Source organism: Pseudomonas sp. UBA7500, from assembly GCF_002478435.1.
Taxonomy (GTDB): Bacteria; Pseudomonadota; Gammaproteobacteria; order Pseudomonadales; family Pseudomonadaceae; genus Aquipseudomonas; species Aquipseudomonas palmensis.
Map to the genome: position 1 here is coordinate 29,556 of NZ_DLNW01000002.1, position 25,108 is coordinate 54,663.

Below are 25,108 nucleotides of genomic sequence, written 5' to 3' on the forward strand. Positions count from 1 at the left end.
ACCTGCCACACTGGAAACGGGCCCGTCTTTCCAGTGTCAAAGGCAGTTCACGTACCAAGGAAACCTGCAGCGATGGCGTACTACCGCACCCCCCACGATGTCACTACGCTGCCCGCGTGGCAGGCGCTCCAGCAACACCGCAGCGCCATGCAGGGCTTCAGCATGCGCGATGCGTTCAACGTCAACCCGCAGCGCTTCGAGCAGTTCAGCCTGAGCAGCTGCGGGCTGTTTCTGGACTATTCGAAAAACCTCATCGACCACCAGACCCGCGACCTGCTGGTGGGGCTGGCCAACGAAGTGGGCCTGCAGGACGCGATCAAGTCGCTGTTCGCCGGCGAAATCGTCAACGCCTCCGAAGGCCGCCCGGCACTGCATACCGCGCTGCGGCGCCCGGTGGGCGACAAGCTGAGCGTCAATGGCGTGAACATCATGCCCGACGTGCACAAGGTGCTGAATCAGGTCACCGAGCTGGTGGGGCGCATCCACGACGGCCTGTGGCGCGGCTATAGCGAAAAGCCGATCACCGACGTGGTCAACATCGGCATCGGCGGCTCGTTCCTCGGCCCGGAGCTGGTCTCCGAGGCCCTGCTGCCCTACGCCCAGCGCGGCGTGCGCTGCCACTACCTGGCCAATATCGACGGCAGCGAATTCCACGAGCTGTCGGCCAAGCTGCGTGCCGAGACCACGCTGTTCATCGTGTCGTCCAAATCCTTCAATACCCTGGAAACCCTGAAGAACGCCCAGGCGGCTCGGGTCTGGTACCTGGCCCAGGGTGGTTCGGAAGCCGAGCTGTACAAGCACTTCATCGCCGTATCGAGCAACAAGGCCGCTGCGGTGGCCTTCGGTATCCGTGAAGAGAACATCTTCCCGATGTGGGACTGGGTAGGCGGACGCTATTCGCTGTGGTCGGCCATCGGCCTGCCGATCGCCCTGGCCATCGGCACCGCCAACTTCAAGGAGCTGCTGTCGGGTGCCCACACCATGGACCAGCACTTCCAGACCGCACCGTTCGAGCAGAACATGCCGGTACTGCTGGCCTTGCTGGGCGTGTGGTATGGCAACTTCTGGGGCGCCCAGAGCCACGCGATCCTGCCGTACGACCATTACCTGCGCAACATCACCAAGCACCTGCAGCAACTGGACATGGAGTCCAACGGCAAGAGCGTGCGCCAGGACGGCACCCCGGTCGACCACGACACCGGGCCGGTGATCTGGGGCGGCGTGGGCTGCAACGGCCAGCATGCCTATCACCAGTTGCTGCACCAGGGCACCCAGCTGATCCCGGCCGACTTCATCGTGCCGGTGGTGAGCTTCAACCCGGTGGCAGACCACCACCAGTGGCTGTACGCCAACTGCCTGTCCCAGAGCCAGGCGTTGATGCTCGGCAAGACCCGCGCCGAGGCCGAGGCCGAGCTGCGCGACAAGGGCATGGCCGAAGCCGAGGTACAGCGCCTGGCGCCGCACAAGGTGATCCCGGGCAACCGTCCGAGCAACACCCTGGTGGTCGAGCGTATCAGCCCGCGGCGCCTGGGCGCGCTGGTGGCGATGTACGAGCACAAGGTGTTCGTGCAGAGCGTGGTGTGGGGCATCAATGCCTTCGACCAGTGGGGTGTGGAGCTGGGCAAGGAACTGGGCAAGGGCGTGTACCAGCGCCTGACCGGCGGTATCGAAGAGCCGGCCGAAGATGCCTCGACCCAGGGCCTGATCAACTACTTCCGCGGGCGTCACCGGGGCTAAGGGCTACACTGTCGGGATGTTGTTATCCCCATCGCGGGCCAAGCCCGCTCCCACAGGTACGATGCACACCTCGTGGGAGCGGGCTTGGCCCGCGATGGGAGCGACACCTATCCAACAGGAAAGGGCCCCCCAATGTTCGATATCAGCGACTACCCCGAAGCCGATGCCGTCAGCAAGGCGGCACAACTCTCCCAGGCCGACTACCAGCGCCTGTATCGCCAGTCCGTAGACGAGCCCGACACCTTCTGGGCCGAACAAGCCAGGCGCCTGGACTGGATCAGCCCCTGGTCGGCTGTTCAGCAGAGCGATCTGCGCACGGGCCAGGCAACCTGGTTCAAGGATGCCAAGCTCAACGTCAGCTACAACTGCCTGGACCGCCACCTGGCTCAGCGCGGCGACCAGCCGGCGATCATCTGGGAAGGCGACGACCCGCAGCAGTCCACCACCCTCACCTACCGCCAGGTTCATCAGCAGGTGTGCCGCCTGGCCAACGTGCTCAGGCAGCGCGGGGTGAAAAAGGGCGACCGGGTGTGCATCTACATGCCGATGATTCCCGAAGCTGCCTTCGCCATGCTGGCCTGTACCCGCATCGGCGCGATTCACTCGGTGGTGTTCGGCGGCTTTTCCCCCGACGCCCTGCGCGACCGCATCCTCGACGCCGACTGCCGCACGGTGATTACCGCCGACGAAGGCGTGCGCGGCGCCAGGAGCATTGGCCTGAAAAACAACGTCGACAAGGCCCTGCAAAGCTGCCCGGACGTCAGCAGCGTGGTGGTGGTACGCCGCACCGGCGGCCCGGTGGACTGGAACGAAGCCCGCGACCTCTGGTACCACGAGGCAATCAGCCAGGTGGGCGACGACTGCCCGCCCGAGCCGATGGATGCGGAAGACCCGCTGTTCATCCTCTACACCTCCGGCAGCACCGGCAAGCCCAAGGGCGTGCTGCACACCACCGCCGGCTACCTGCTGCAGGCCGCCCTGACCTTCAAGGTGGTGTTCGACTACCGCGACGGCGAGGTGTTCTGGTGCACCGCCGATGTCGGCTGGGTAACCGGCCACAGCTACATCGTCTACGGCCCGCTCGCCAACGGCGCCACCACCCTGATGTTCGAAGGCGTGCCCAACTACCCCAATGCCTCGCGCTTCTGGCAGGTGGTCGACAAGCACCAGGTAAACATCTTCTATACCGCCCCCACCGCTCTGCGGGCACTGATGCGCGAAGGTTCGGCGCCGCTCGACGGTACCTCGCGCAAGAGCCTGCGCCTGCTGGGCAGCGTGGGCGAGCCGATCAACCCGGAAGCCTGGGAATGGTACTTCGAGAAAGTCGGTGAGAAGCGCTGCCCGATCGTCGACACCTGGTGGCAGACCGAGACCGGCGGCATCATGCTCAGCCCGCTGGTCAGCGCCCGCCACATCAAGCCCGGTTGCGCCACCCGTCCGCTGTTCGGCGTGCAGCCAGTGCTGCTGGACGACAAGGGCGCGCTGATCGAGGGCCCCGGCAGCGGGCTGCTGGCGATCAAGGCCAGTTGGCCGGGGCAGATCCGCAGCGTATACGGCGATCATCAGCGCATGATCGACACCTACTTCAAACCCCTGCCGGGCTACTACTTCACCGGCGACGGCGCGCGCCGCGATGCCGATGGCGACCTGTGGATAACCGGGCGCATCGACGACGTGATCAACGTGTCCGGGCACCGCATCGGCACTGCCGAAGTGGAAAGTGCCCTGGTGCTGCACGACAGCATCGCCGAAGCCGCCGTGGTCGGGTACCCTCACGACCTGAAGGGCCAGGGCATCTATGCCTTCGTCACGCCCATGAACGGCGTGACCCCGGACGACCACCTCAAGCAGGCACTGCTGGCGCTGGTCAGCAAGGAGATCGGCAGCTTTGCCAAACCCGAGCTGATCCAGTGGGCGCCAGCACTGCCCAAGACCCGCTCGGGCAAGATCATGCGCCGCATCCTGCGCAAGATCGCCTGCAACGAGCTGGACAACCTGGGCGACACCTCGACCCTGGCCGACCCGAGCGTGGTCCAAGGCCTGATCGACAAACGCCTGAATCAATGAACGGCACCGCGGCGACGGTGCCTCAAGGTACCCATGGAAGCGCTACGCCGCCGTATCGAAACACAGTTGCTGAGCCTCACGGGCCTGGCCCTGGGCCAACTCGACCTCGAACAGCCCAAGGGCGACCCCGGGCTGTTCGGTCCGCGCAGCATCAGCTGGCAGGTGCACGGGGATTTCCCCAGCATGCTCATCGGCGGTATCAGCGCCTTGCTGCTGCAGGTGCTGCACCCGCTGGCCCTGGCCGGGGTGTGGGACCATTCCAGCTTTCGCCAGGACATCATCGGCCGCCTGCGCCGCACCAGCCAGTTCATCTCCGGCACCACCTTCGGCTCCACCCGCGACGCCGAATGGCTGATCGACAAGGTACGCACCATTCACCTGCAGGTGGTGGGGACCGCGGCCGATGGCCGCCCGTATGCCGCCAGTGACCCGGACCTGCTGACCTGGGTGCACGTGGCCGAAGTCAGCAGCTTCATGGCCGCGCACCTGCGCTACCGCAACCCGCACCTCTCGCTGGCCGACCAGGACGCCTACTACGCCGAGATCGCCCTGGTGGCCGAACGCCTGGGGGCTCGCAACGTGCCGCGTTCGCGCCAGGCGGTGGCGCACTACCTGCAAGCCATGCGCCCGCAACTGGTATGCGACGAGCGCAGCAGCGAAGTGGTGCGTGTGTTGCTGGAGGCCCCGGCGCCGAGCCGCCTGGCCAAACCGGTGGCCAACCTGATGATGCAGGCTGGGATCAACCTGCTGCCCGATTGGGCCGGCGAACTGCTCGAGCGCACGCCGCACCCGCTCAAGCGGCGGCTGGTAGGCCTGGGCATCGACAGCACGGCGCCGGTGCTGCGCTGGGCCATGCGCGACAGTTCGCTGCACCGGGCCAGGCGGCGAGTGGGCTGCGCCTGAACAGGTGCAAGGCACCCGCCTGCTGTTAAACTGCACGCCCGCAAACCAAGGCTACGTGCATGTCCTCCTTGAATCAGGCGCTGCGCGCCGCCCTCGACGCCCGCCAGCAGCTTCTAAGTGAGCTGCACGCCCAGGGCACCGACTGTTACCGGCTGTTCCACGGCAGCCAGGAAGGCGCGGGCGGACTGACCGTCGACCGCTATGGCCCGCAGTTGCTGGTACAGAGCTTTCACCACACCCTCGAGCGCGATGCCCTGCTGGACCTGCATGCGCACATCGAGCGCGAACTGGGCCTGCCACTGCTGCTGGTGTACAACGACCGCTCCCAGGGCAACAGCCGCATCGACCGGCGCGACCCGGTCTACCAGCCCAGCGAGGCCGCGCTGGCCGACCTGGTCGGTCACGAGTGGGGCCTGAACTACCGCGTGCGCGGTCGCCATGCCGGCCAGGACCCGCTGTTGTTTTTAGACCTGCGCAATGCCCGTGGCTGGGTCAAGCAACACAGTGCCGGCAAACGCGTGCTCAACCTGTTCGCCTATACCTGCGGGGTAGGCCTGAGCGCTGCCGCCGGAGGTGCCAGCGCGGTGTGCAACCTGGATTTCGCCGAAGGCAACCTGGCCGTTGGCCGCGAGAACGGCGCACTCAACCCGCAACTGGCGCCCATGGAGTTCATCCAGTCCGACTACTTTCCGGCCATTCGCCAGCTGGCAGGCCTGCCGGTCAGCCAGCGTCGCGGGCACAAGCTGCCGGCCTACCCGCGCCTGGAGCCGCGCGAGTTCGACCTGGTACTGCTCGACCCGCCTGCCTGGGCCAAGAGCGCGTTCGGCACCGTCGACCTGCTGCGTGATTACCAGAGCCTGCTCAAGCCCGCCCTGCTGAGCACGGCCGAAGGCGGCGTGCTGATCTGCTGCAACAACCTGGCCAAGGTCGGCCTCGACGACTGGCGCGAGCAGGTGCTGCGTTGCGCACAGAAGATCGGCCGCCCGGTGCGGGAATGGCAGGTGCTCAAGCCGGCAGACGACTTCCCGTCACTGGACGGACAGGCGCCCCTGAAGTGCTTGATCCTGCAGCTGTAAGTGGAAAAAACCGCAGGTGGTCCGGTATTTCGGACTACCTTCGGAACCGAATTAACGTGCCATACTCCAAGCACTCCCGCTCTAGACAGACGACGCCGCACATGCCCAAAGGATTGAAACGCGCCCTCGGCGCCTTGTTGGCCGGCCTGGCCCTGTACAGCCTCCTCGGTTTCCTGATCCTGCCTGGCGTAGCCTTGCGCATCGCCAATCAGCAGTTGGCCAGTTACGCCACCGTGCCGGCGCACATCCAGCGTATCGAGCTCAATCCGTTCAGCCTCGAGCTGACACTATGGGGCTTGCAGATCGGCGAGACCGGCAAGGAGCAGGTCGGCTTCGAACGCCTCTACGCCAACCTGCAACTCGACAGCCTGTGGTCCGGTGCCCTGCACCTGGCAGCCGTCGAGCTGGACAAGCCGCGCACCGAGCTGCTGTTCGCCAAGGACGGCAGCCTGAACCTGACCCAGCTGTTCAAGCTGCCGCCCAGCGAGCCCAAGCCCGAGACGCCGGCAAGCGAACCGTTCCCGCTGCGCATCGGCAGCATCAAGCTGAGCGAGGGCTACCTGCACTTCCAGGACCTGCGCCCGAGCGAGCCGATCGAATTCCTCTACGACTCGATGAACCTGGAGCTGAAGAACCTCAGCACCCTGCCCGACGACAACGCCGACATGACTCTGGTGGCTGCCGGGCCAGAGGGCGGGCGCATCGACTGGGCCGGCACCATCAGCCTGGTACCGATCGCCTCCGAAGGCACCCTCAAGGTCACCGACGGCAAGATGAAGGTGTGGTGGCCGTACGTGCGCGACGCCCTGCCGCTGGTGCTGGAAGACGGCGTGCTCAACCTGGACACCCATTACAAGCTCAACCTGTCGAAGGAAACCGAGCTGCTGCTGGACAACGCCTCGCTCAGCATCGCCCCCTTCGCGATCAAGGCCCCGGACGGTCGCCCGTTGGCCCGCCTGGCCCGGCTGGACGTGAGTGAAACCACGGTCGACCTGGCCAAACAGCTGGTCACGGTCGGCAAGATCCGCAGTGAAAAGCTGGAAACCTGGGCGGCCCTGGAAGCCGACGGCCAGCTCGACTGGCAAAAACTCTTCGCCAGCCAGCCTGCCAAGGCCACCCCCAAGGAAAAGGCCGAGCCGGCCACTGCCGGGGCCGCGCCGCAGGAAGCCAGCGCCAAGGCCGCGCCCGGCAAGCCGTGGCAGGTGCTGCTGCGCGACGTGCAACTGCGCAACTACCAGGTTCATCTGGCCGATCGCTCGCAGAAAGAAGCGGTGGCGCTGGATGTCGGCCCGCTCAACCTCGACCTGCAGAACTTCGACAGCCTCAACAAGAGCCCCTTCACCCTCAAGCTCGACAGCGGCGTCGGCCGCCAGGGCAAGCTGCAGGCATCGGGTGAGGTCAACCTGGCACCGGTCAGCGCCCGGCTCAAGGTCAGCACACAGGACATCGACCTGCGGGTAGCCCAGGCCTACATCAGCCCGTTCATTCGCCTGGAGCTGCGCAGCGGCATGCTCGGCAGCGACCTGAACGTGGACCTGAAGAACACCGCCCCGCTGGCGTTCAGCGTCACCGGCAAGGCGCAGGTCAATCAGTTGCATACCCTGGACACCATCAAGGGCCGTGACTTCGTCAAATGGCAGCAACTGAACGTGGACGGCCTGGACTATCGCCACGGCGATGCGCTGAGCATTGCCAAGGTGACCCTGCAGCAGCCCTATGCCCGCTTCATGATCAACGAAGACCGCACCACCAGCGTGGATGACCTGCTGATTCCGCAGCCGGCCAACGGCGCCGCCAAGCCCCAGGGCAAGCGCACGGCCAGCAATGAAAAGCCCTTGGGTATCCGTATCGGTGGCATCGACATCAACGATGGCTCGGCCAACTTCGCCGACTTCAGCCTGACGCCCAACTTCGCCACCGCCATCCAGCAGCTCAACGGCCAGATCGGCACCATCGACAACCGCCAGCCACACCCGGCCAAGGTCGATATCAAGGGCAAGGTGGACCGTTATGCGCCCGTCACCATCAAGGGCGCGCTCAACCCGTTCGACCCGATGGCCAGCCTGGACATCGCCACCAGCTTCAAGCGTGTCGAGCTGACGACCCTGACGCCGTACTCGGGCAAGTTCGCCGGCTACCGGATTCGCAAGGGCCGCCTGAACCTGGACCTGCACTACCTGATCACCAAGGGCCAGCTCAAGGCCGAGAACAAGGTGGTGGTCGAGCAGTTGCAACTGGGTGAGAAAGTCGACAGCCCCGACGCCGTCAACCTGCCGATTCGCCTGGCGATCGCGCTGCTCAAAGACACCGAGGGCAAGATCTCCATCGAGTTGCCGGTGTCGGGCGACCTCAACAACCCGCAGTTCAGCGTAATGCCGATCGTGTGGCAGACCCTGCGCAACCTGGTGCTGCGCGCCGCCCAGGCGCCGTTCAAGTTCATCGGCGGGCTGGTCAGTGGTGGCGGTTCCGAAGACCTGGGCACCGTGTCCTTCGCCCCCGGCTCAAGCGAGCTGAGCAGCGATGCCCAGGGCTCGCTGGACAAGCTGGCGGCAGCACTCAAGGAACGCCCTGCCCTGCGCCTGGAAATCGAAGGCACCAGCGCCCAGAGCAGCGACGGGCCACTGATTGCCGCACAGCGTCTGGATCGTGAGTACCAGAGCACCTACTACAAGATCCTTCAGCGTCGCGGCGACAAGGTGCCGGCACAGGCCTCGCAACTGCAGGTGCCCGATGGCGACAAGCCGGCCATGCTCGAGGGTATCTACCGCACCCGTCTCAAGCAGCAGCCACCGGCCGAGTGGGAGCAGCTGGACCGTGCACAGCGCACTGCCAAGCTGCAGGAAGCGGTGATCAAGTCATGGGCCGAGAGCACCGTGCTGCTGCGTCAGCTCGGTCAGGCACGCGCCAGCAGCATCAAGGACTACCTGGTCGACAAGGGTCAGTTGCAAGACGACCGGGTGTACTTCATCGACGCCACGCTGGGCCAGGCCGAAGCGGATGGCCGGGTGATCTCGCCCCTGCACCTGGACGCCGAGTAGGGCTGGCGGGAGCACTGGCGCCAGGCCAGCGGTCCAGCGCACAAAGAAAAGCCCCGGCTGACTGCGCCGGGGCTTTAGGGTTGGCCACCTCCGTGTGGCCTTTCGCATGAACCGTCAGGATCAGCGAGCGAAACGCTTACTCAGCTTTCAGGCCATCAGCCGAAACGGCTTTCACGCCCTTGATTTTCTTGGCGATGTTCACCGCAGTGGTTTTCTGCGCTTCGGTGATCGCGGTGGTCGAGGACAGGGAAACCACACCTTTGTTGGTTTCGACCTTGATGTCGGTACCCGGGATGCCTTTCTCGGTGACCAGGTCGGCTTTGACCTTGGTGGTGATCCAGGTATCGGAAGTTTCTTCTTTGGCCTTGGTCATTTCACCAGCAGCCAGCATCATCGGTGCTTGCGATGCAGGTTGGGCTGCAAAGGCGGCGTTAGCCATGGTCAGGGTCAGCGCGGTGGCAGTAGCAGCAGCAATAGCGAACTTCTTCATACGAGACACTCCTGTTTTTCGAAAGGTCTGCGCCGTCATTCCTGGCAGCAGGTAACAGGGATATTGCAGAAGCTGTGCCAACCCGAATAAAAAATAAAACCTTTAAAAATCAACAGCTTAAAAATCACCAAAAAATAGCCCATCGTGCACATTGCATGCTTTGCGATGGATGCGCGTGCAAGTTGCATGTTCACAAAATACCGCCGCACCTATGCCCGGGAAGCCAACGGGCGTTGCAATATGTACCACTGCCTGCAACAGGGCACCCTCTACCGTGGCAGGCGTCGTGAGCCGGATGAACCGGGTCCCCCGCTGCAGGAAACGCCATGATCGTGATGCCCTACTTTGAGCCCGGCACCTTGCGCGCAGGCTTCATCACCGCGCTGGAGACCGCACAGCGCGACCTGAGCCTGAGCATCATCGAAGCGCGGTGGCTGCGTCGCCTGGCCGATCAAACGACCCTGCCGGCGAGCATGCGGGTGGAGGTGACAGGCAACCTGCAGCCACTGTCTGCCAATTGCCTGGTCATTCATCAGCGCGACCCACTGCTTGAGGCGACCTACCTGTACAGCCCATTGCATGGCGTACAGGGCTTCAACACGCTGCAACAACTTGAAAGTGCCCTGCAGGCCCAGCTGACTCACCTGGGCGTGCCGAGCGAACCGCTGCAGTTCGTGAACCTGAGCGATGCCGTGTTCACCCGGTGGTCACACCACCTGATGCAACAGCAAATCGATCTGCTGCGGGGGCAAGCCAGCGGGCTGGCCAAACTGCCCACCCTGGCCGGTGTTCTCGACAGTTGCTTGAGCACAGCCTTCTCGACGCTGCTGGAGGGCGTCGACGACATCGCGCAACAACGGGTCCAGGTCATTGCCAGTAACGCCAGCGTGGTGCGCACGCAGGCCCTGGCCGATGTTGCACTGGACGCGTTCAGCGGCCAGCCGCTGGGCATCGACCTGAAGCGCCGTTTCGTACGCGATGGCACCGCAACGCACGACACGCCCGACCCGCTCGCCTGCGAGCAGGCCCTTGCCAGCACTGCCAAGGCCGTTCCGGGGGCCTTTGCACAGGCCCTGCGAAGCTATTGGAGCAGTGTCGACAACGACGTGGGCAGCGATAACCGCGAAGCCCTGGCACTTGGCCTTGCCGACAACTACTGTCGTACGCTGTTGCGAGCGGCCAATGAACAGCGCATCGACACCCCTCAGCTGCAATGGCTGCGTGAAGCGCTGATCCCCGACCTGGGCGCCTTGCGGGTGTGTAGCCTGGCGTTGGTGCCAGCGGCTCAGGACATGGGTAGGACGGTGCTGCTGGCCGACAGCCTGGCCCTGCAGCAACCGACCGATACCAGCAAGGGTGTGTTCCTGTTCAGCACACGAACCGGGTTTCAACACTTCGCCGATCAGGCCGCCCTTGAACGGCATTGCCAGGCCCTGCTCACACAACCTGCTTGCCCCGCCTCGATCAGCCGCGATGACTGGGAGCAGTTGCAAACCAGCGCGACGCCTCTGGTCAGGCTGGCCGAGGTCGGCCAACCGATGTTCCTCGCACTTGCTGATGCGCTGATCGCACTGGTCAACCGGCGTCTTGCCCACGCACTACGCTTCCCCGGTGCCCAGAGCAGCACGGCCATGGCCGGGGTCGAAGATGCACTGGACATGCGCGCACTGGTGGACAGGCGCCTGACCCACCTGGGGGTCAACGGTCGATGGCTGCCCGATGCACAGCCAGCAGTCGCCATGAGGCTGCCCGTGCCACCCAGCCAGAGCGTTACGCTGGTAGAGCGCCTCACCCGTGCCAGGGCACTGCATCAGCTGTTTCAATCCCTGGCCACCGCCCAGCCGAAGGTGCAGTCCTGTGTTCTGGACATGCTTGCCCCCAGCCTCGACGCCATCAGCGACGGCCAGTTGCACCCCTTGGACATCCAGCTCAAATGGGCAGAAAAGACTGGCACGGTGGTCGACAGGTTTCTCGAACAGCTGGGCGAAACAGGCAACCAGCACGCGCCGCAGGATCAGGTGCAGGTGCAGGACCGGCAAGGCTTGCCACTGTCGTGGCCGTCGGCACCCGTGATCCGGCAACAGATCGACACCCTTAAAGCGGGCTTTGCCTCGACCTACCTTGAACAACTCGAGGCGTTCGACACGGGTCGGTTGCGCCTGAAGGACAGTGTGGTGTCCCCGCTCACGAGCATGCGCAGCTTGTACGAAGCGCTGCTGCGCATCGAACTGGAGCAAGCCCGCGAGAACGGCGTGATCGATGACGCGCTGCTCGACCTGCTGCAGCAAGCATTGGACCGGCCGGGGCACAGTGCCATTCGCCTGCACAGCCTGAGCTTGTCGGTACCCGGCAAGGCCGGGCTGCTGCCACTGGCCGATGCATTCGTGCTGCAGCGGGCAACGGCCGACAATGACAGCCTGTTGCTCTGGTCACCGCTGGAGCCACTGAGCCAATTCAGCAGCGAAGCAGCCTTGCGCTCTGAAATGAACAGCGCTTTCGACGACCCGGAGAAGCTTCATCAGTGGCTGAGCCTGGTGAACGCCGAAGACCTGCGCAACTGGCACACCCTGGCGCAGCTTCCAGGTGCCAGTCAGCCCAGCGTACGCCTCATCGAACAAAGCGAGCTGTTCGCGTTTGTTGAACACAGTGCGGCACGCTTTCGTGCTGCAACCCGGCGTTACTACCTGGGTTATGCCCTGCGCAGCAGGCTCGGCACCTCATTGCTGCAACGCTTCATCGATAACCAGGCCGCCAGGCACCCGTTCGAAGGGGCCTTGCAGCGGGTACGCGACAGCCTCGAGGTTCAGTATTTGCGCACCCTTCTACCGGCATGGCTATGCAACGCGACACCGCAGCAAATGAAAAACTACGCGCAACTGGTGCAGGCCTGCGCCCGTGTCAGCAACCCCAAGTTCAACTACCTGTTCTCGATCCCAACGCTCAACGACTTCGCCAACCAGCAGCTCAAGGCAGGGCTCGCCCAGGATTACCCGAGCGCACCGGACGATCCCGACCTGATTACCGTCACCTTCACGCACTTCACCCCCAACCCGGTAATGCCCGGCCAGACGCCCTCGCCGATTTCCTCGGACCTGGCCACCACCACCAAGACACTGAGCGAGTACGCCCTGACCCACAGCCGGTTGACCGGCACAGCGACAAGCATGAAGGTCAGCGTCACGCGACCAGGCATGGCACCTGAAGCGCTGGAAGCAGCCACCATCCGCAACATGATCGACCGCCTCGACGTGGCCAGTGCATACCGTGCCCTGCTCGAGAAGAAGTTAACCCCGCAGGATCCCGACTACCTCGAACGCCGTCATCGCTACACGCTGGTATCCACCGCCTACCTGATGGAAGAGGGGTATCAGCATTTTCTGGACAACAAACTATCGGCCAAGGCGCTTTACTACTTTTCCCATGTGCTGGCCAAGCCGGATGCCCTCGCCCGCGACCTGGTCGAGGGCAGGAAGATCACCCTGTGCCAATTGCAGCTACGGGCCGAGCAAGGGTTCGCCCCCGATACCGTGAGGGGCATGTATGTGATCGGCCCGCAGGGCGAACAGGACGGGCCCCTGGTGTTGTACTGCGCCTACCGGCCACACAAGATGTTGCTCGAGTTCAAGGACCAGGGCGCACTGCGCAGTGCCATCCTCTCGGACCCAGAGCTGCAACGAGATATTCTGAACCGGCTTCCCGACACGGTGCAGTCGCGATACGACCACAACGGCTTTCTTCACCCCCATCTGTTCTGGTCCTCATCGGACCTGTTCGATTTCTCGCCCACCCCCGGTGCGGTTCAACTGGTGCGCAGCGAGATCGAAGGCAATGCCCTTGACTACCTGTTCACCGAGAACGTGGCATTCCTGCGGGCACTGACCAAGGCACGCACGGTAACTACCGCCGAGGAATACTGGAATGTGCTGCGCTATGTAATGGGCCTTGCCATCGAGCAGAGTTCGTTTTTCCTGCCTGGAAAGCTGGCAGCCATGCTCAGCTCGCTACAGAGTGTCCAGTGGTTGCAGGCATCCGGTAACGCCGCTTTGCAGCACAACTGGGGTGAATCGCTTGCGGAGTTCGTCACCGCCCTGAGTGGCCTGGTCATGATGCGCCCAGGTGGCTCGAGCGTGAGCAGGAAGACCCCTGACGAGCCTTCACCCGTCACGCCTGCACTGGAACTGGACCCTGCCTGGAACGAGGTACTGCTCAACCCCCTGGTACCCAACCGGCTGAGTGACCTGCAGGCGCAGAACGTGCAACTCAAGGACATGGTCCGCAACACCACCCTGGGGCTTTATTTCGCCCCGGGTACCGAGCGTTTCTATTGCGTGATCGCGGGCCACGTCTATGAAGTGGCCAAGCCAGCACAGCAGTGGCAGATCATCAAGGAGGGCCGACTCGGGCCCACGCTGCAAAGAACGGGAAATCAGTGGCAGGTTGATCTGCAGGAAGGCTTGCGTGGCGGCGGCGCGGCCTACAGCAGTTTCGAAACGGCCCTGGCCAACGAAGACATATCCCTGCGCTACACCACGCTGGCTTCGGGAATGAAGAACATTGCCGCGCTCCAGCCGACCAAGTACCAGATGCTACTGCGTGCCCATGCCTTGAGCCGCCACTATCTGGACACCTGCCTGAAGAACCTCAACCTGTCTTCGCCCCAGGCGCCCCTGCCGCCCGAGACACTGAGCATCTTGCAAAACGTGTTCGACCACCCTCCCTCCGACCAGACAGTACGCCTGCTGCGTGACTATACCCAGCGGATACTGGACGAGCTGTTGTCAGCCTCGATGGACACGGTCACCTCCAAACGCCTCGTAGTGGGCATGAACATGCCCGATCAGCGCGATACCTACGGTTTCACCTACCACAACGACCCCGGCAAGCGGATCTTTCTCACCGAGCGCGTGTTCACCCTGCCATGGGACGTTTCGATTTACGCAACGCCACCGGCCATCGAGCTGCTCGCCCACCAGCAAGCAACGACGCTGATACACGAGCTGTCACACCAGGTACTTCGAACCGTGGATATCGCCTACGTGGAAGCCGCGGCCCCCTTCCCGGACCAGATCAGCCAGCACACGCGGGGCGGGCGTATCGCCTATCAGACGATCCTTGGCTACAAACAGAACGGGCTCTCGATCAACACCCCCGCCCAGGCGCTGTTCAGAACCTTCGACACCTCGAGCCAGACCTGGAGAGATATCAGGAAAAAGGATGGACGAGCCCTGCCCGCGATCTTTCGGCTAAGCAAGACAAACACCCTGGCAGCTGCGCGCACTGCGTTCTACAGCGATCCGCAGGTACGCACCGACCTGATCCTGGCCAACGCCGACTCGCTGAGCCTGATCATCACCAACCTGGGGCGCAGGCGCTTTGCCGGCGCTGCCGGCTGAACGCAAAAAAAATGCCCCGTATCCTGCGATACGGGGCATTGGCACTACCGGGCAGTTACCTGCCCTGCTGCATCATCAGACGCCCGACGCCTTGGCGGCGGCAACGTCCTTGATCGACAGCTTGATACGGCCGCGGTTGTCCACGTCCAGTACCAGTACTTCGACTTCCTGGCCTTCTTTCAGGATGTCGGTCACTTTCTCGACGCGAGCATCGCTCAGCATGGAGATGTGTACCAGACCGTCCTTGCCCGGCAGGATGTTGACGAATGCACCGAAGTCGACGATGCGCTCGACCTTGCCGACGTAGATCTTGCCGATCTCGGCTTCGGCAGTGATGCTCAGAACGCGCTGGCGCGCAGCTTCTGCAGCATCCTTGGTTTCGCCGAAGATCTTGATCGAACCGTCGTCTTCGATATCGATCGACGCCTTGGTTTCTTCGCAGATGGCACGGATGGTTGCGCCGCCCTTGCCGATGACGTCGCGAATCTTGTCGGTGTCGATCTTCATCGCGATCATGGTCGGTGCGTTTTCCGACAGCTCGGTGCGCGACTGACCAATGATCTGGTTCATCTGGCCGAGGATGTTCAGGCGCGCTTCCAGGGCCTGGCCCAGGGCGATTTCCATGATCTCTTCGGTGATGCCGTTGATCTTGATGTCCATCTGCAGCGCGGTCACACCCTTGGCGGTACCGGCTACCTTGAAGTCCATGTCGCCCAGGTGGTCTTCATCACCCAGGATGTCGGTCAGGATGGCGAACTTCTCGCCCTCTTTGACCAGACCCATGGCGATACCGGCTACCGGCGCCTTCATCGGTACACCAGCGTCCATCAGGGCCAGGGAAGCGCCACAGACCGAAGCCATCGAGCTCGAACCGTTGGATTCGGTGATCTCCGACACCACGCGGATGGTGTACGGGAACACGTCGGCGGCCGGCAGCATGGCCTGGACCGAACGACGGGCCAGACGGCCGTGACCGATTTCGCGACGACCAGCACCGCCCATGCGGCCACACTCGCCCACCGAGAACGGCGGGAAGTTGTAGTGCAGCATGAAGGGGTCTTTGCGCTCGCCTTCCAGGGTGTCCAGCAGCTGTGCGTCACGCGCAGTACCCAGGGTCGCAACGACCAGGGCCTGGGTTTCGCCACGGGTGAACAGGGCCGAACCGTGGGTTTTCGGCAGCACGCCGACTTCGATGTTCAGCGGGCGCACGGTCTTGGTGTCGCGACCATCGATACGTGGCTTGCCGTTGACGATGTTTTCGCGAACGGTGCGGTATTCGATTTCACCGAAGATCTCTTTGACTTCAGCGGCAGTCGGCTGGCCTTCTTCGCCGGAGAACTTGGCGATGACCTGCTCGCGCAGCTCGCCCAGGCGAGCGTAACGGTCGGCCTTGACGGTGATGGTGTAGGCATCGGACACCGCGGCACCGAATTCGCCACGAATGGCGCTCAGCAGCGGGGTGTTCTCGGCCTTGGCAGTCCAGTCCCAGGTAGGCTTGGCGGCTTCGGCAGCCAGCTCCTTGACGGCCTGGATCACGGCCTGGAATTCGTCGTGGGCGAACAGCACGGCGCCCAGCATCTGGTCTTCGGTCAGCTCCTTGGCTTCCGATTCGACCATCAGCACGGCGTCGGAGGTACCGGCAACGACCATGTCCAGGCTCGAGGCAGCCAGTTGCTCGTAGGTCGGGTTCAGCAGGTAGCCGGTGCTTTCGTGGAAAGCGACACGGGCGGCGCCGATAGGGCCTTCGAACGGAATGCCGGAGATGGCCAGCGCAGCCGAGGTACCGATCATGGCAGCGATGTCCGGATCGGTTTTCTTGCTGGTGGAAACGACGGTGCAGACAACCTGCACTTCGTTCATGAAGCCTTCAGGGAACAGCGGACGGATCGGACGGTCGATCAGACGCGAGGTCAGGGTCTCTTTCTCGGAAGGACGACCTTCACGCTTGAAGAAACCACCAGGGATCTTGCCGGCGGCGTAGGTCTTTTCCTGATAGTGAACGGACAGGGGGAAGAAGCCTTTGCCTGGATCGGCCTGTTTGGCACCGACCACGGTCACCAGCACGGTGACATCGTTGTCGACGGTGACCAATACGGCGCCGGACGCTTGACGAGCAATACGGCCCGTCTCGAGGGTAACGGTCGATTGACCGAACTGGAATTTCTTGATTACCGGGTTCACGGTTTCCTACCTTCTTCAGTGGCTCTGGGGGAACTGGTTCTTGCGAATTCTTGGGCAGCACAGGGAATCGGCCCTGTTGGCAGTCCAGATAAAACTAGAGGTTGGGAGCCTGCCCTGCCCTTGCGGTAAACCGCGCGGGCGAGGCAGACAGCCAACCTCATAGATACGCGCGGCGTGCTCACCCACGCGGGGGCTGAAGCCCTCGGCGGATGACAGCAGCACGCCGTGCACACCACTGACCAGGCCGCTATTAGCGACGCAGGCCCAGACGACCGATCAGGGCGCTGTAACGAGTGGTGTCTTTACCTTTCAGGTAGTCCAGCAGCTTGCGACGCTGGTTTACCATGCGGATCAGACCACGACGGGAGTGGTGGTCTTTACCGTTGGCCTTGAAGTGGCCTTGCAGCTTGTTGATGTTGGCGGTCAGCAGGGCAACCTGCACTTCCGGGCTACCGGTGTCACCGGCTGCTTGCTGGTATTCGCCAACGATCTTTGCTTTTTCTTCAACGCTGAGTGCCATCTGGCTTCTCCAATATCAAGGGAAACCGTACACACGGTTTCCAATAGGCCAGGGACAGATCCCTGTATTTAAAAGTGAGGCGTGACCGTGCCTATTGACAGCCATCCTCTTGCCCGCCAATGCCGGGCCTGAACCCGACACTGAAGGTTTCGATCATTCCGACCGAATCAGTCGACGTGGCGCAATGCGCCCGTCTTCGCTCACTTCACCGATACCGATGAAACGACCGTTGTGATCCTGCACGCGGACCATGCCGAACTTCGGCGCATCCGGTGCACGCACCGGCTGACCATGCAGCCAGTAGAACGCGCTGTGCTCGGAGAAGTGCAGCAACGGCCAGTCCTGCAACCCGCTGTCCGATGGCATCAGGAAGCGGTCGACCGCTTCGTTGCCACCTTCGGCGTGCACCTGCTCGAGCTCTTCGAGGGTGACGGTCTGGGCCAGTTCGAAGGGGCCTGCATGCGTGCGGCGCAGTTCTGCAACATAGGCGCCGCAGCCCAGCTGCTCACCGATGTCCTCTACCAGCGTACGGATGTAGGTGCCCTTGCTGCAGCCTACCGAGAGGCGTACCCGGGTGCCTTCGCACTCGAGCAGCTCCAAGCGGTTAATAGTAACAGAACGCGCTTCACGCTCCACTACTTCGCCTGCACGTGCCAGCTTGTACAGCGGCTGGCCATCGCGCTTGAGCGCCGAGTACATCGGCGGTATCTGGCTGATTGGACCACGAAACTGTGGCAGTACGGCTTCAACGTCGCTGCGACCAACGGTCACTTCGCGGGATTGCAGAATTTCGCCTTCGGCGTCGCCCGTGTTGGTGGTCTGCCCCAGTTGCATCACCGTCTCGTAGCCCTTGTCGGACTCGAGCAGGTATTGCGAGAACTTGGTCGCCTCGCCGAAGCACAGCGGCAGCACGCCACTGGCCAGCGGGTCGAGGCTGCCGGTATGTCCGGCCTTCTCGGCGTTGAGCAGCCAGCGCACCTTCTGCAGGGCAGCATTGGAGGTGAACCCCAACGGCTTGTCGAGCAGGATGATGCCGCTGACGTTACGACGGATACGCTTGACCTGAGCCACCGCTTACTCCTTGGTGTCCAGGGGGGTATCGTCGGACTTGTGCTGGCTGTCCTCGGCGACCGCGCGCTCGATCAGTGCCGACAGATGGGCACCGCGGGTCACGCTCTCGTCGTAGTGGAAGTGCAGTTGCGGCACGCTGCGCAGCTTCATTTCCTTGCCCAGTTGCATGCGCAGGAAACCGGCGGCGCTGTTGAGCACCTTGAGGCTTTGCTTGATGTCTTCTGCGCTGTCCTCGCCCATCACGGTGATGAACACCTTGGCGTGGCCGACATCGCGGCTGACGTCGACGGCGGTGATGGTCACCAGGCCGACGCGCGGATCTTTGACTTCGCGACGGATCAGTTGCGCCAGTTCGCGCTGCATCTGATCGCCGATACGTTGGGTACGGCTGTATTCTTTTGCCATGTTTTGCTACCTGTAACTAAAGCGGCAAACGCCCGGCCAGGCTTGGGCCTGACCGGGCGTTGCGTTCAGAGCCGCCGACCTGCGCCTTGCGGCGGGCGATCTGCGGCTCCCAAGCTCGCGGCTTAGAGCGTGCGAGCCACTTGGACTTTCTCGAAGACTTCGATCTTGTCGCCGACCTTGACGTCGTTGTAGCTCTTGACGCCAATACCGCACTCCATGCCGGCACGTACTTCGGACGCATCGTCCTTGAAGCGACGCAGCGACTCCAGTTCGCCTTCGAAGATCACCACGTCGTCGCGCAGTACGCGAATCGGACGGTTGCGGTAAACCACACCCTCGGTGACCATGCAGCCGGCGATGGCGCCGAACTTCGGCGAACGGAACACGTCACGCACTTCGGCGATACCCAGGATGTTCTCGCGAACATCGCTGCCGAGCATGCCGGTCAGGGCTTTCTTGACGTCTTCAATGATGTCGTAGATCACGTTGTAGTAACGCATATCCAGACCTTCCTGCTCGACGATCTTGCGCGCGCCAGCATCGGCACGCACGTTGAAGCCGAACAGTACTGCATTGGAAGCCAGGGCCAGGTTGGCGTCGCTCTCGGTGATACCACCGACACCGCCGCCGATCACGCGAACCTGTACTTCGTCGTTGCCAAGACCGCTGAGGGAGCCCTGCAGGGCCTCCAGAGAACCACGCACATCGGACTTGAGTACGATGTTGAGGGTCTTCTTCTCTTCCTGGCCCATGTTCTCGAAGATGTTCTCGAGCTTGCCAGCGTGGGCACGTGCCAGTTTGACTTCGCGGAACTTGCCTTGACGGAACAGAGCCACTTCACGGGCTTTCTTCTCGTCGGCAACCACGCTCAGTTCGTCACCGGCATCCGGGGTGCCATCGAGGCCGAGAATCTCGACCGGGATCGACGGGCCGGCTTCCTTAACAGGCTTGCCGTTCTCGTCGAGCATGGCCCGTACACGGCCGTAGTTCGAACCGCACAGCACCATGTCGCCCTGACGCAGGGTACCGTCCTGAACCAGCACGGTAGCCACCGGGCCACGGCCCTTGTCCAGACGCGACTCGACCACGACACCACGGCCAGGGGCCGATGGGGTGGCCTTGAGCTCGAGGATCTCGGCTTGCAGCAGAACGGCTTCGAGCAGTTCGTCGACGCCGGTACCCATCTTGGCCGAAACCTTGACGAATGGCGTGTCGCCACCCCAGTCCTCGGAGGTCACGCCTTCGACGGCCAGTTCGTTGCGGATGCGGTCCAGGTCTGCACCTGGCTTGTCGATCTTGTTCACCGCAACGACCAGTGGAACACCTGCCGCCTTGGCGTGCTGCACCGCTTCACGGGTTTGCGGCATCACGCCGTCGTCCGCCGCGACCACCAGGATCACGATGTCGGTCGCCTTGGCACCACGGGCACGCATTGCGGTAAACGCGGCGTGACCCGGGGTGTCGAGGAAGGTGACCATGCCACGGTCGGTTTCCACGTGGTACGCACCGATGTGCTGGGTGATACCACCGGCTTCGCCGGCAGCTACCTTGGCACGACGGATGTAGTCGAGCAGGGAAGTCTTACCGTGGTCAACGTGGCCCATTACGGTCACGACCGGCGCACGGGAGAACGACTCGCCTTCGAACTTCAGGGACTCGGCCAGGGAATCTTCCAGCGCGTTGTCGCTGACCAGCGTGACCTTGTGGCCCAGCTCTTCGGCGATCAGCTGAGCAGTTTCCTGATCGAGCACCTGGTTGATGGTGACCGGAGTACCCATCTTGAACATGAACTTGACGACTTCAGCGGCCTTGACCGACATCTGCTGTGCCAGCTCGGAAACAGTGATGGTCTCGCCAATGGCCACGTCGCGGATAACCGGACCGGTCGGGCTCTGGAAGCCGTGGGCATTGCGCTTCTTCATCTTGCCCTTGCCACGGCCACCACGGCGGAAGCTGTCGCTTTCCTCTTCGGTGGTACGTGGGGCGGCACGTGGAGCTGGCGCCTTTTCCTTTTCCTTGACCTTGACCGATACGCGCGGGGCCTCGTTGCGGCGCTCGCCACCACGGCGGTCGTCGTCACGCGACTTGTCGTTGCGACGGGCGTCTTCGGCTTTCTTGCGCTCGACACCCGGGGCCGGAGCTGCAACCGGCTCGGCAGCTGCAGGCGCAGCTGTCACGGCCGGTGCTGCAGCGGCTGGCGCAGGTGCGCTGGCCGGCTGACGGCTGGCGGATTCTTCGGCACGTTTACGCGCTTCAGCTTCAGACTTGTCGCGTGCTGCGTTTTCAGCGGCACGACGTTCTTCCAGCTCGCGATTCTGCTCAGCCTGGATTTCTTCGGGGCTGCGCTGTACGAAAACTTTCTTCTTGCGTACTTCTACGCTGATGCTCTTGCTACCAGCAACACGCAGGGTGCTGGTGGTCTTGCGCTGCAAGGTAATCTTGCGCGGCTCTTCCACCTTCGCCTTGTGGCTGCTTTTCAAGTGGGTCAGCAGAGCCTGCTTCTCACTGTCGGTCACTACCTGACCGGCGTCGGTGTGCGGCAGACCTGCCTCACGCATCTGCTGCAGCAGGCGCTCTACCGGTGCAGCGACCTCTTGGGCCAATTCTTTCACCGTGACTTGCGTCATGCACTTCTCTCCTCAGGCCAGCCTACTTACTCGAACCAGTGGGCTCGGGCGGCCATGATCAACTTGCCGGCACGTTCTTCGTCGATGCCGTCGATGTCGAGCAGGTCATCAATCGACTGCTCGGCCAGGTCTTCGCGGGTAACCACGCCGCGCACCGCCAGTTCCGCCGCCAGATCCTTGTCCATACCCTCAAGCGAGAGCAGGTCTTCGGCCGGATGGGCGTCTGCCAGTTTTTCCTCAGTAGCGATGGCTTTGGTCAACAGGCGGTCCTTGGCACGCGCGCGGAGTTCGTTGACGATCTCCTCGTCGAAGCCATCGATGTTGAGCATTTCTTCCAGCGGTACGTAGGCAATTTCTTCCAGGCTGGTGAAACCTTCGTCAACGAGAACCTGCGCCAGCTCTTCGTCGACTTCCAGCTCTTCGATGAAGTTACGCAGAATGTCGCCGGTTTCAGCTTGTTGCTTGGCCTGGATGTCCGACTCGGTCATCACGTTCAGGGTCCAGCCGGTCAACTGGCTGGCCAGACGTACGTTCTGACCACCACGGCCAATGGCTTGCGCCAGGTTGTCCGCGGCTACAGCGATGTCCATCGCGTGGGCATCTTCATCAACGATGATCGCCGCGACTTCTGCCGGCGACATGGCGTTGATGACAAACTGGGCCGGGTTGTCGTCCCACAGGACGATATCCACTCGCTCGCCGCCCAACTCGCCAGACACTGCCTGTACGCGCGAACCGCGCATACCGATGCAGGCGCCTTGCGGGTCGATGCGCTTGTCCTTGGAGCGGACAGCGATCTTGGCGCGAGAACCCGGGTCACGGGAAGCCGCCATGACCTCGATAAGGCCCTCGGCGATTTCCGGCACTTCGATGCGGAACAGTTCGATCAGCATCTGGGGCGCGGTACGCGACAGGATCAGCTGCGGGCCGCGGTTTTCGGTGCGGATTTCCTTGAGCAGCGCACGTACACGCACACCGACACGGAAAGTCTCGCGGGAGATGATGTCTTCACGGGCCAGCAGCGCTTCGGCGTTGTTGCCCAGGTCGACGATCACGTTGTCACGGGTAACCTTCTTGACGGTACCCGAGATGATTTCGCCCAGACGCTCGCGATAGGCATCGACCACCTGTGCGCGCTCGGCTTCGCGGACCTTCTGCACGATGACCTGCTTGGCGGTCTGTGCAGCGATGCGGCCGAACTCGATGGACTCGATCTTCTCTTCGATGACATCGCCAACCTTGGCTTCAGGATGGGTTTCCTGAATCTTGCTTGGCCAGGTTTCGATCGCAGGATCGTCAAGATCCTCTTCCTCGACCACCGTCCAGCGACGGAAGGTCTCGTAGTTACCGGTGTGGCGGTTGATCTCCACACGCAGGTCGACTTCATCTTCGAAGCGCTTCTTGGTAGCAGTGGCCAGGGCCACTTCCAATGCTTCGAAAATCACGTCTGCCGGTACACCCTTTTCATTGGATACCGACTCAACAACCAGCAGTACTTCTTTGCTCATCGTACGCCTCGCCTTTCGCAAGCCATTGGATCCGCACGAACTATCGGACCCGGCATGTCTCAGTCAAAACTGGGAATAATGTTGGCCTTGTCGATCATGTCGATCGGCAGAAGGAATTCGTGGTCATCTACCTGCACCACGACATCCTGCTCTTCCACACCGCGCAGAAGGCCCTGAAAATTACGTCGACCTTCGAAAGGCGAGCGCAGTTTAATCTTCACCTGCTCACCGACATACTTTGCAAACTGTTCAAGTGTGAACAGCGGGCGTTCCATGCCAGGAGAGGAAACTTCAAGGGTGTATTCAACGGAAATGGGATCTTCGACATCCAGAATGCCGCTGATCTGACGGCTGACGATGGCGCAGTCATCCACCAGCACACCGCCTTCTTTGTCGATATAAACGCGCAACATTGAGTGGCGGCCTTGAGCCGAAAACTCGATACCCCAGCATTCATAGCCTAGGGCCACGACCACCGGGGCCAACAAGGCCTGCAACTCTTCTAGCTTGCTCGACACCTGAACCCCCTTGTGCATGCTATGCAAATAAAAAATGGGCGAAGCGCCCATCCCTGATACGCCGGGTGAATACCGGCGCTGAGAACTGATCAGCTAACAAAAAGCCCCTGAAAAGGGGCTCTGCTGAAACTGGTTGCGGGGGCTGGATTTGAACCAACGACCTTCGGGTTATGAGCCCGACGAGCTACCAGACTGCTCCACCCCGCGTCAAAGCTGGGGCGAAAGTATACGACCGAACCCCGCGAGGGGTCAATCTAACCTCCACCTACAAGAAAGCCCGCTGTAGCGGGCTGTCTTGTTTCAATTGGTACCGAGAAGGGGACTCGAACCCCTACACCCTATGGGCACAACCACCTCAAGGTTGCGTGTCTACCAATTCCACCACCTCGGCAATACTACTTTGAAACCCGTTACTTCTGCTCTTGAGCTGGAGGTACATCGCCGGTGTTGCTGGCGGGTGCCTGTTGCTCTTGGAGCACCGGTACATCATCTGTTGCCGGTTTTTGCTGCTTCACTTCAAGTACCGCTGGATCTGGAAGCCCTACCTGAGTCAGCTGATGAGCTTTCTCTTTAGCAAAGTAACCTAACCCTAGGGCGGTTATGAAGAAACTGGCGGCAAGTATAGCAGTAAACTTACTAAGAAAGGTAGCAGAACCTTGGCTTCCGAACACAGTATTTGAAGCCCCTGCGCCGAAAGATGCACCTGCTTCCGCACCTTTACCCTGTTGCAGCAACACCAGCACTACCAAACCCAGTGCGCCCAACAGATGAAAAACTACTACGACTGTTTCCAGCATTTTTCAGTTTCCTGCGGCGCGACAAATTGCACCGAATTCGTCTGCGTTCAGGGAAGCTCCACCTATGAGCCCCCCATCGATATCCGGCATGCCGAACAGCTCAGCCGCATTGGCCGCCTTCACGCTGCCGCCGTATAGAAGCCGCACATTCATCGCGACCTCTGAATTCTTTGCCGCCAGTTGCTCGCGAATGGCCTTGTGCACATCCTGAGCCTGTTGCGGGCTGGCCGTGAGGCCGGTGCCGATGGCCCATACAGGCTCATAGGCAATGATTGCACTGGCGAAGGCCTCAACACCGAATGCTTCGATGATGCTGCTCAACTGACGCCCTACAACCTCAAGCGTCTTGCCAGCTTCGCGCTCCTCCAGGGTTTCCCCCACACAGAGCACAGGCTTCAATCCGCAAGCCTGAGCCGCAGCGAACTTGCGATTCAGTACTTCGTCGCTTTCGCCCAGTATCTGGCGACGCTCCGAGTGCCCGATCAGCACCAGCTCACATCCCGCATCGACCAGCTGACTCGCAGCAACCTCACCGGTCAGCGCGCCTTGCTGGGGCTCTACCGCAGAATCCTGAGCACCCACGGCTATCGACTTGCCCTGCAACCCTTCAATCGCTTGATTGATGTACAGGCAGGGCGGGAACACCGCGACTTCAACACCGCTCGGCAGGGCTAGATTGCTCAAGCCCTTGATCAGCTCAGCGACGCTGGCGCGGGTACCGTGCATCTTCCAGTTACCAGCTACCATAGGGCGACGCATGCTGTACCTCGTCGGTCA

At 62.3% G+C, this 25,108-nt stretch carries 16 protein-coding genes and 2 tRNA genes; 6 read left to right on the forward strand and 12 right to left on the reverse strand.

What is annotated here, in order from left to right:
* Positions 1–72 precede the first annotated feature (72 nt).
* The 5 genes from pgi to B4I46_RS01645 all read left to right on the forward strand — a co-directional run bounded on the left by pgi (position 73) and on the right by B4I46_RS01645 (position 8,821).
* Positions 73–1,737, forward strand: coding sequence for a glucose-6-phosphate isomerase (pgi, locus tag B4I46_RS01625; protein ID WP_286898306.1), 1,665 nt, complete (start codon positions 73–75; stop codon positions 1,735–1,737).
* 132 nt (positions 1,738–1,869) lie between these two features.
* Positions 1,870–3,804 (forward strand): acetate--CoA ligase, encoded by a 1,935-nt coding sequence (gene acs, locus B4I46_RS01630; protein WP_286898309.1) that lies wholly within the window; start codon positions 1,870–1,872, stop codon positions 3,802–3,804.
* Positions 3,805–3,837: 33 nt separating this feature from the next.
* Positions 3,838–4,707 carry an oxygenase MpaB family protein gene (locus B4I46_RS01635; RefSeq protein ID WP_286898312.1) on the forward strand — a complete coding sequence of 290 codons (870 nt, stop codon included), beginning with the start codon at positions 3,838–3,840 and terminating at the stop codon, positions 4,705–4,707.
* 59 nt (positions 4,708–4,766) lie between these two features.
* A complete protein-coding gene (locus B4I46_RS01640) occupies positions 4,767–5,783 on the forward strand; it encodes a class I SAM-dependent rRNA methyltransferase (RefSeq protein WP_286898315.1) in 1,017 nt (338 codons plus the stop codon).
* A gap of 101 nt (positions 5,784–5,884) precedes the next feature.
* Complete coding sequence (locus B4I46_RS01645; RefSeq protein ID WP_078481331.1) at positions 5,885–8,821, forward strand: DUF748 domain-containing protein; 2,937 nt, start codon at positions 5,885–5,887, stop codon at positions 8,819–8,821.
* A gap of 136 nt (positions 8,822–8,957) precedes the next feature.
* On the opposite strand, the gene B4I46_RS01650 is transcribed toward B4I46_RS01645, so the two are convergent.
* Entirely contained in the window at positions 8,958–9,311 is a 354-nt protein-coding gene (locus B4I46_RS01650) for a BON domain-containing protein (RefSeq protein WP_043863815.1), read from the reverse strand.
* A 326-nt stretch (positions 9,312–9,637) separates the two neighbouring features.
* Here B4I46_RS01650 and B4I46_RS01655 point away from each other — a divergent pair, with 326 nt between their 5' ends.
* Complete coding sequence (locus B4I46_RS01655; RefSeq protein WP_286898320.1) at positions 9,638–14,704, forward strand: hypothetical protein; 5,067 nt, start codon at positions 9,638–9,640, stop codon at positions 14,702–14,704.
* Positions 14,705–14,779: 75 nt separating this feature from the next.
* On the opposite strand, the gene pnp is transcribed toward B4I46_RS01655, so the two are convergent.
* The 11 genes from pnp to tpiA form a co-directional block, all read right to left on the reverse strand.
* On the reverse strand, positions 14,780–16,885 hold the full coding sequence (gene pnp / locus B4I46_RS01660; protein WP_043863817.1) for a polyribonucleotide nucleotidyltransferase: 2,106 nt from the start codon (positions 16,883–16,885) through the stop codon (positions 14,780–14,782).
* A 250-nt stretch (positions 16,886–17,135) separates the two neighbouring features.
* A complete protein-coding gene (rpsO, locus tag B4I46_RS01665; RefSeq protein WP_010222985.1) occupies positions 17,136–17,405 on the reverse strand; it encodes a 30S ribosomal protein S15 in 270 nt (89 codons plus the stop codon).
* Between the two features lie 153 nt (positions 17,406–17,558).
* The gene (gene truB, locus B4I46_RS01670; protein WP_286898326.1) at positions 17,559–18,476 is read right to left on the reverse strand and encodes a tRNA pseudouridine(55) synthase TruB; all 918 of its coding nucleotides are present in this window, start codon (positions 18,474–18,476) and stop codon (positions 17,559–17,561) included.
* Between the two features lie 3 nt (positions 18,477–18,479).
* A complete protein-coding gene (gene rbfA, locus B4I46_RS01675; RefSeq protein ID WP_043863819.1) occupies positions 18,480–18,881 on the reverse strand; it encodes a 30S ribosome-binding factor RbfA in 402 nt (133 codons plus the stop codon).
* Positions 18,882–19,003: 122 nt separating this feature from the next.
* Positions 19,004–21,508 carry a translation initiation factor IF-2 gene (infB, locus tag B4I46_RS01680; protein WP_043863820.1) on the reverse strand — a complete coding sequence of 835 codons (2,505 nt, stop codon included), beginning with the start codon at positions 21,506–21,508 and terminating at the stop codon, positions 19,004–19,006.
* Between the two features lie 26 nt (positions 21,509–21,534).
* Positions 21,535–23,016 (reverse strand): transcription termination factor NusA, encoded by a 1,482-nt coding sequence (nusA, locus tag B4I46_RS01685; protein ID WP_043863821.1) that lies wholly within the window; start codon positions 23,014–23,016, stop codon positions 21,535–21,537.
* Positions 23,017–23,075: 59 nt separating this feature from the next.
* A complete protein-coding gene (rimP, locus tag B4I46_RS01690; protein ID WP_043863937.1) occupies positions 23,076–23,534 on the reverse strand; it encodes a ribosome maturation factor RimP in 459 nt (152 codons plus the stop codon).
* Between the two features lie 130 nt (positions 23,535–23,664).
* Positions 23,665–23,741: transfer RNA gene (locus B4I46_RS01695), tRNA-Met, on the reverse strand.
* Between the two features lie 98 nt (positions 23,742–23,839).
* Positions 23,840–23,925, reverse strand: a tRNA-Leu gene (locus B4I46_RS01700).
* 19 nt (positions 23,926–23,944) lie between these two features.
* Complete coding sequence (secG, locus tag B4I46_RS01705) at positions 23,945–24,331, reverse strand: preprotein translocase subunit SecG (protein WP_078481335.1); 387 nt, start codon at positions 24,329–24,331, stop codon at positions 23,945–23,947.
* Between the two features lie 3 nt (positions 24,332–24,334).
* Positions 24,335–25,090 carry a triose-phosphate isomerase gene (gene tpiA, locus B4I46_RS01710; protein ID WP_282361826.1) on the reverse strand — a complete coding sequence of 252 codons (756 nt, stop codon included), beginning with the start codon at positions 25,088–25,090 and terminating at the stop codon, positions 24,335–24,337.
* Positions 25,091–25,108 lie beyond the last annotated feature (18 nt).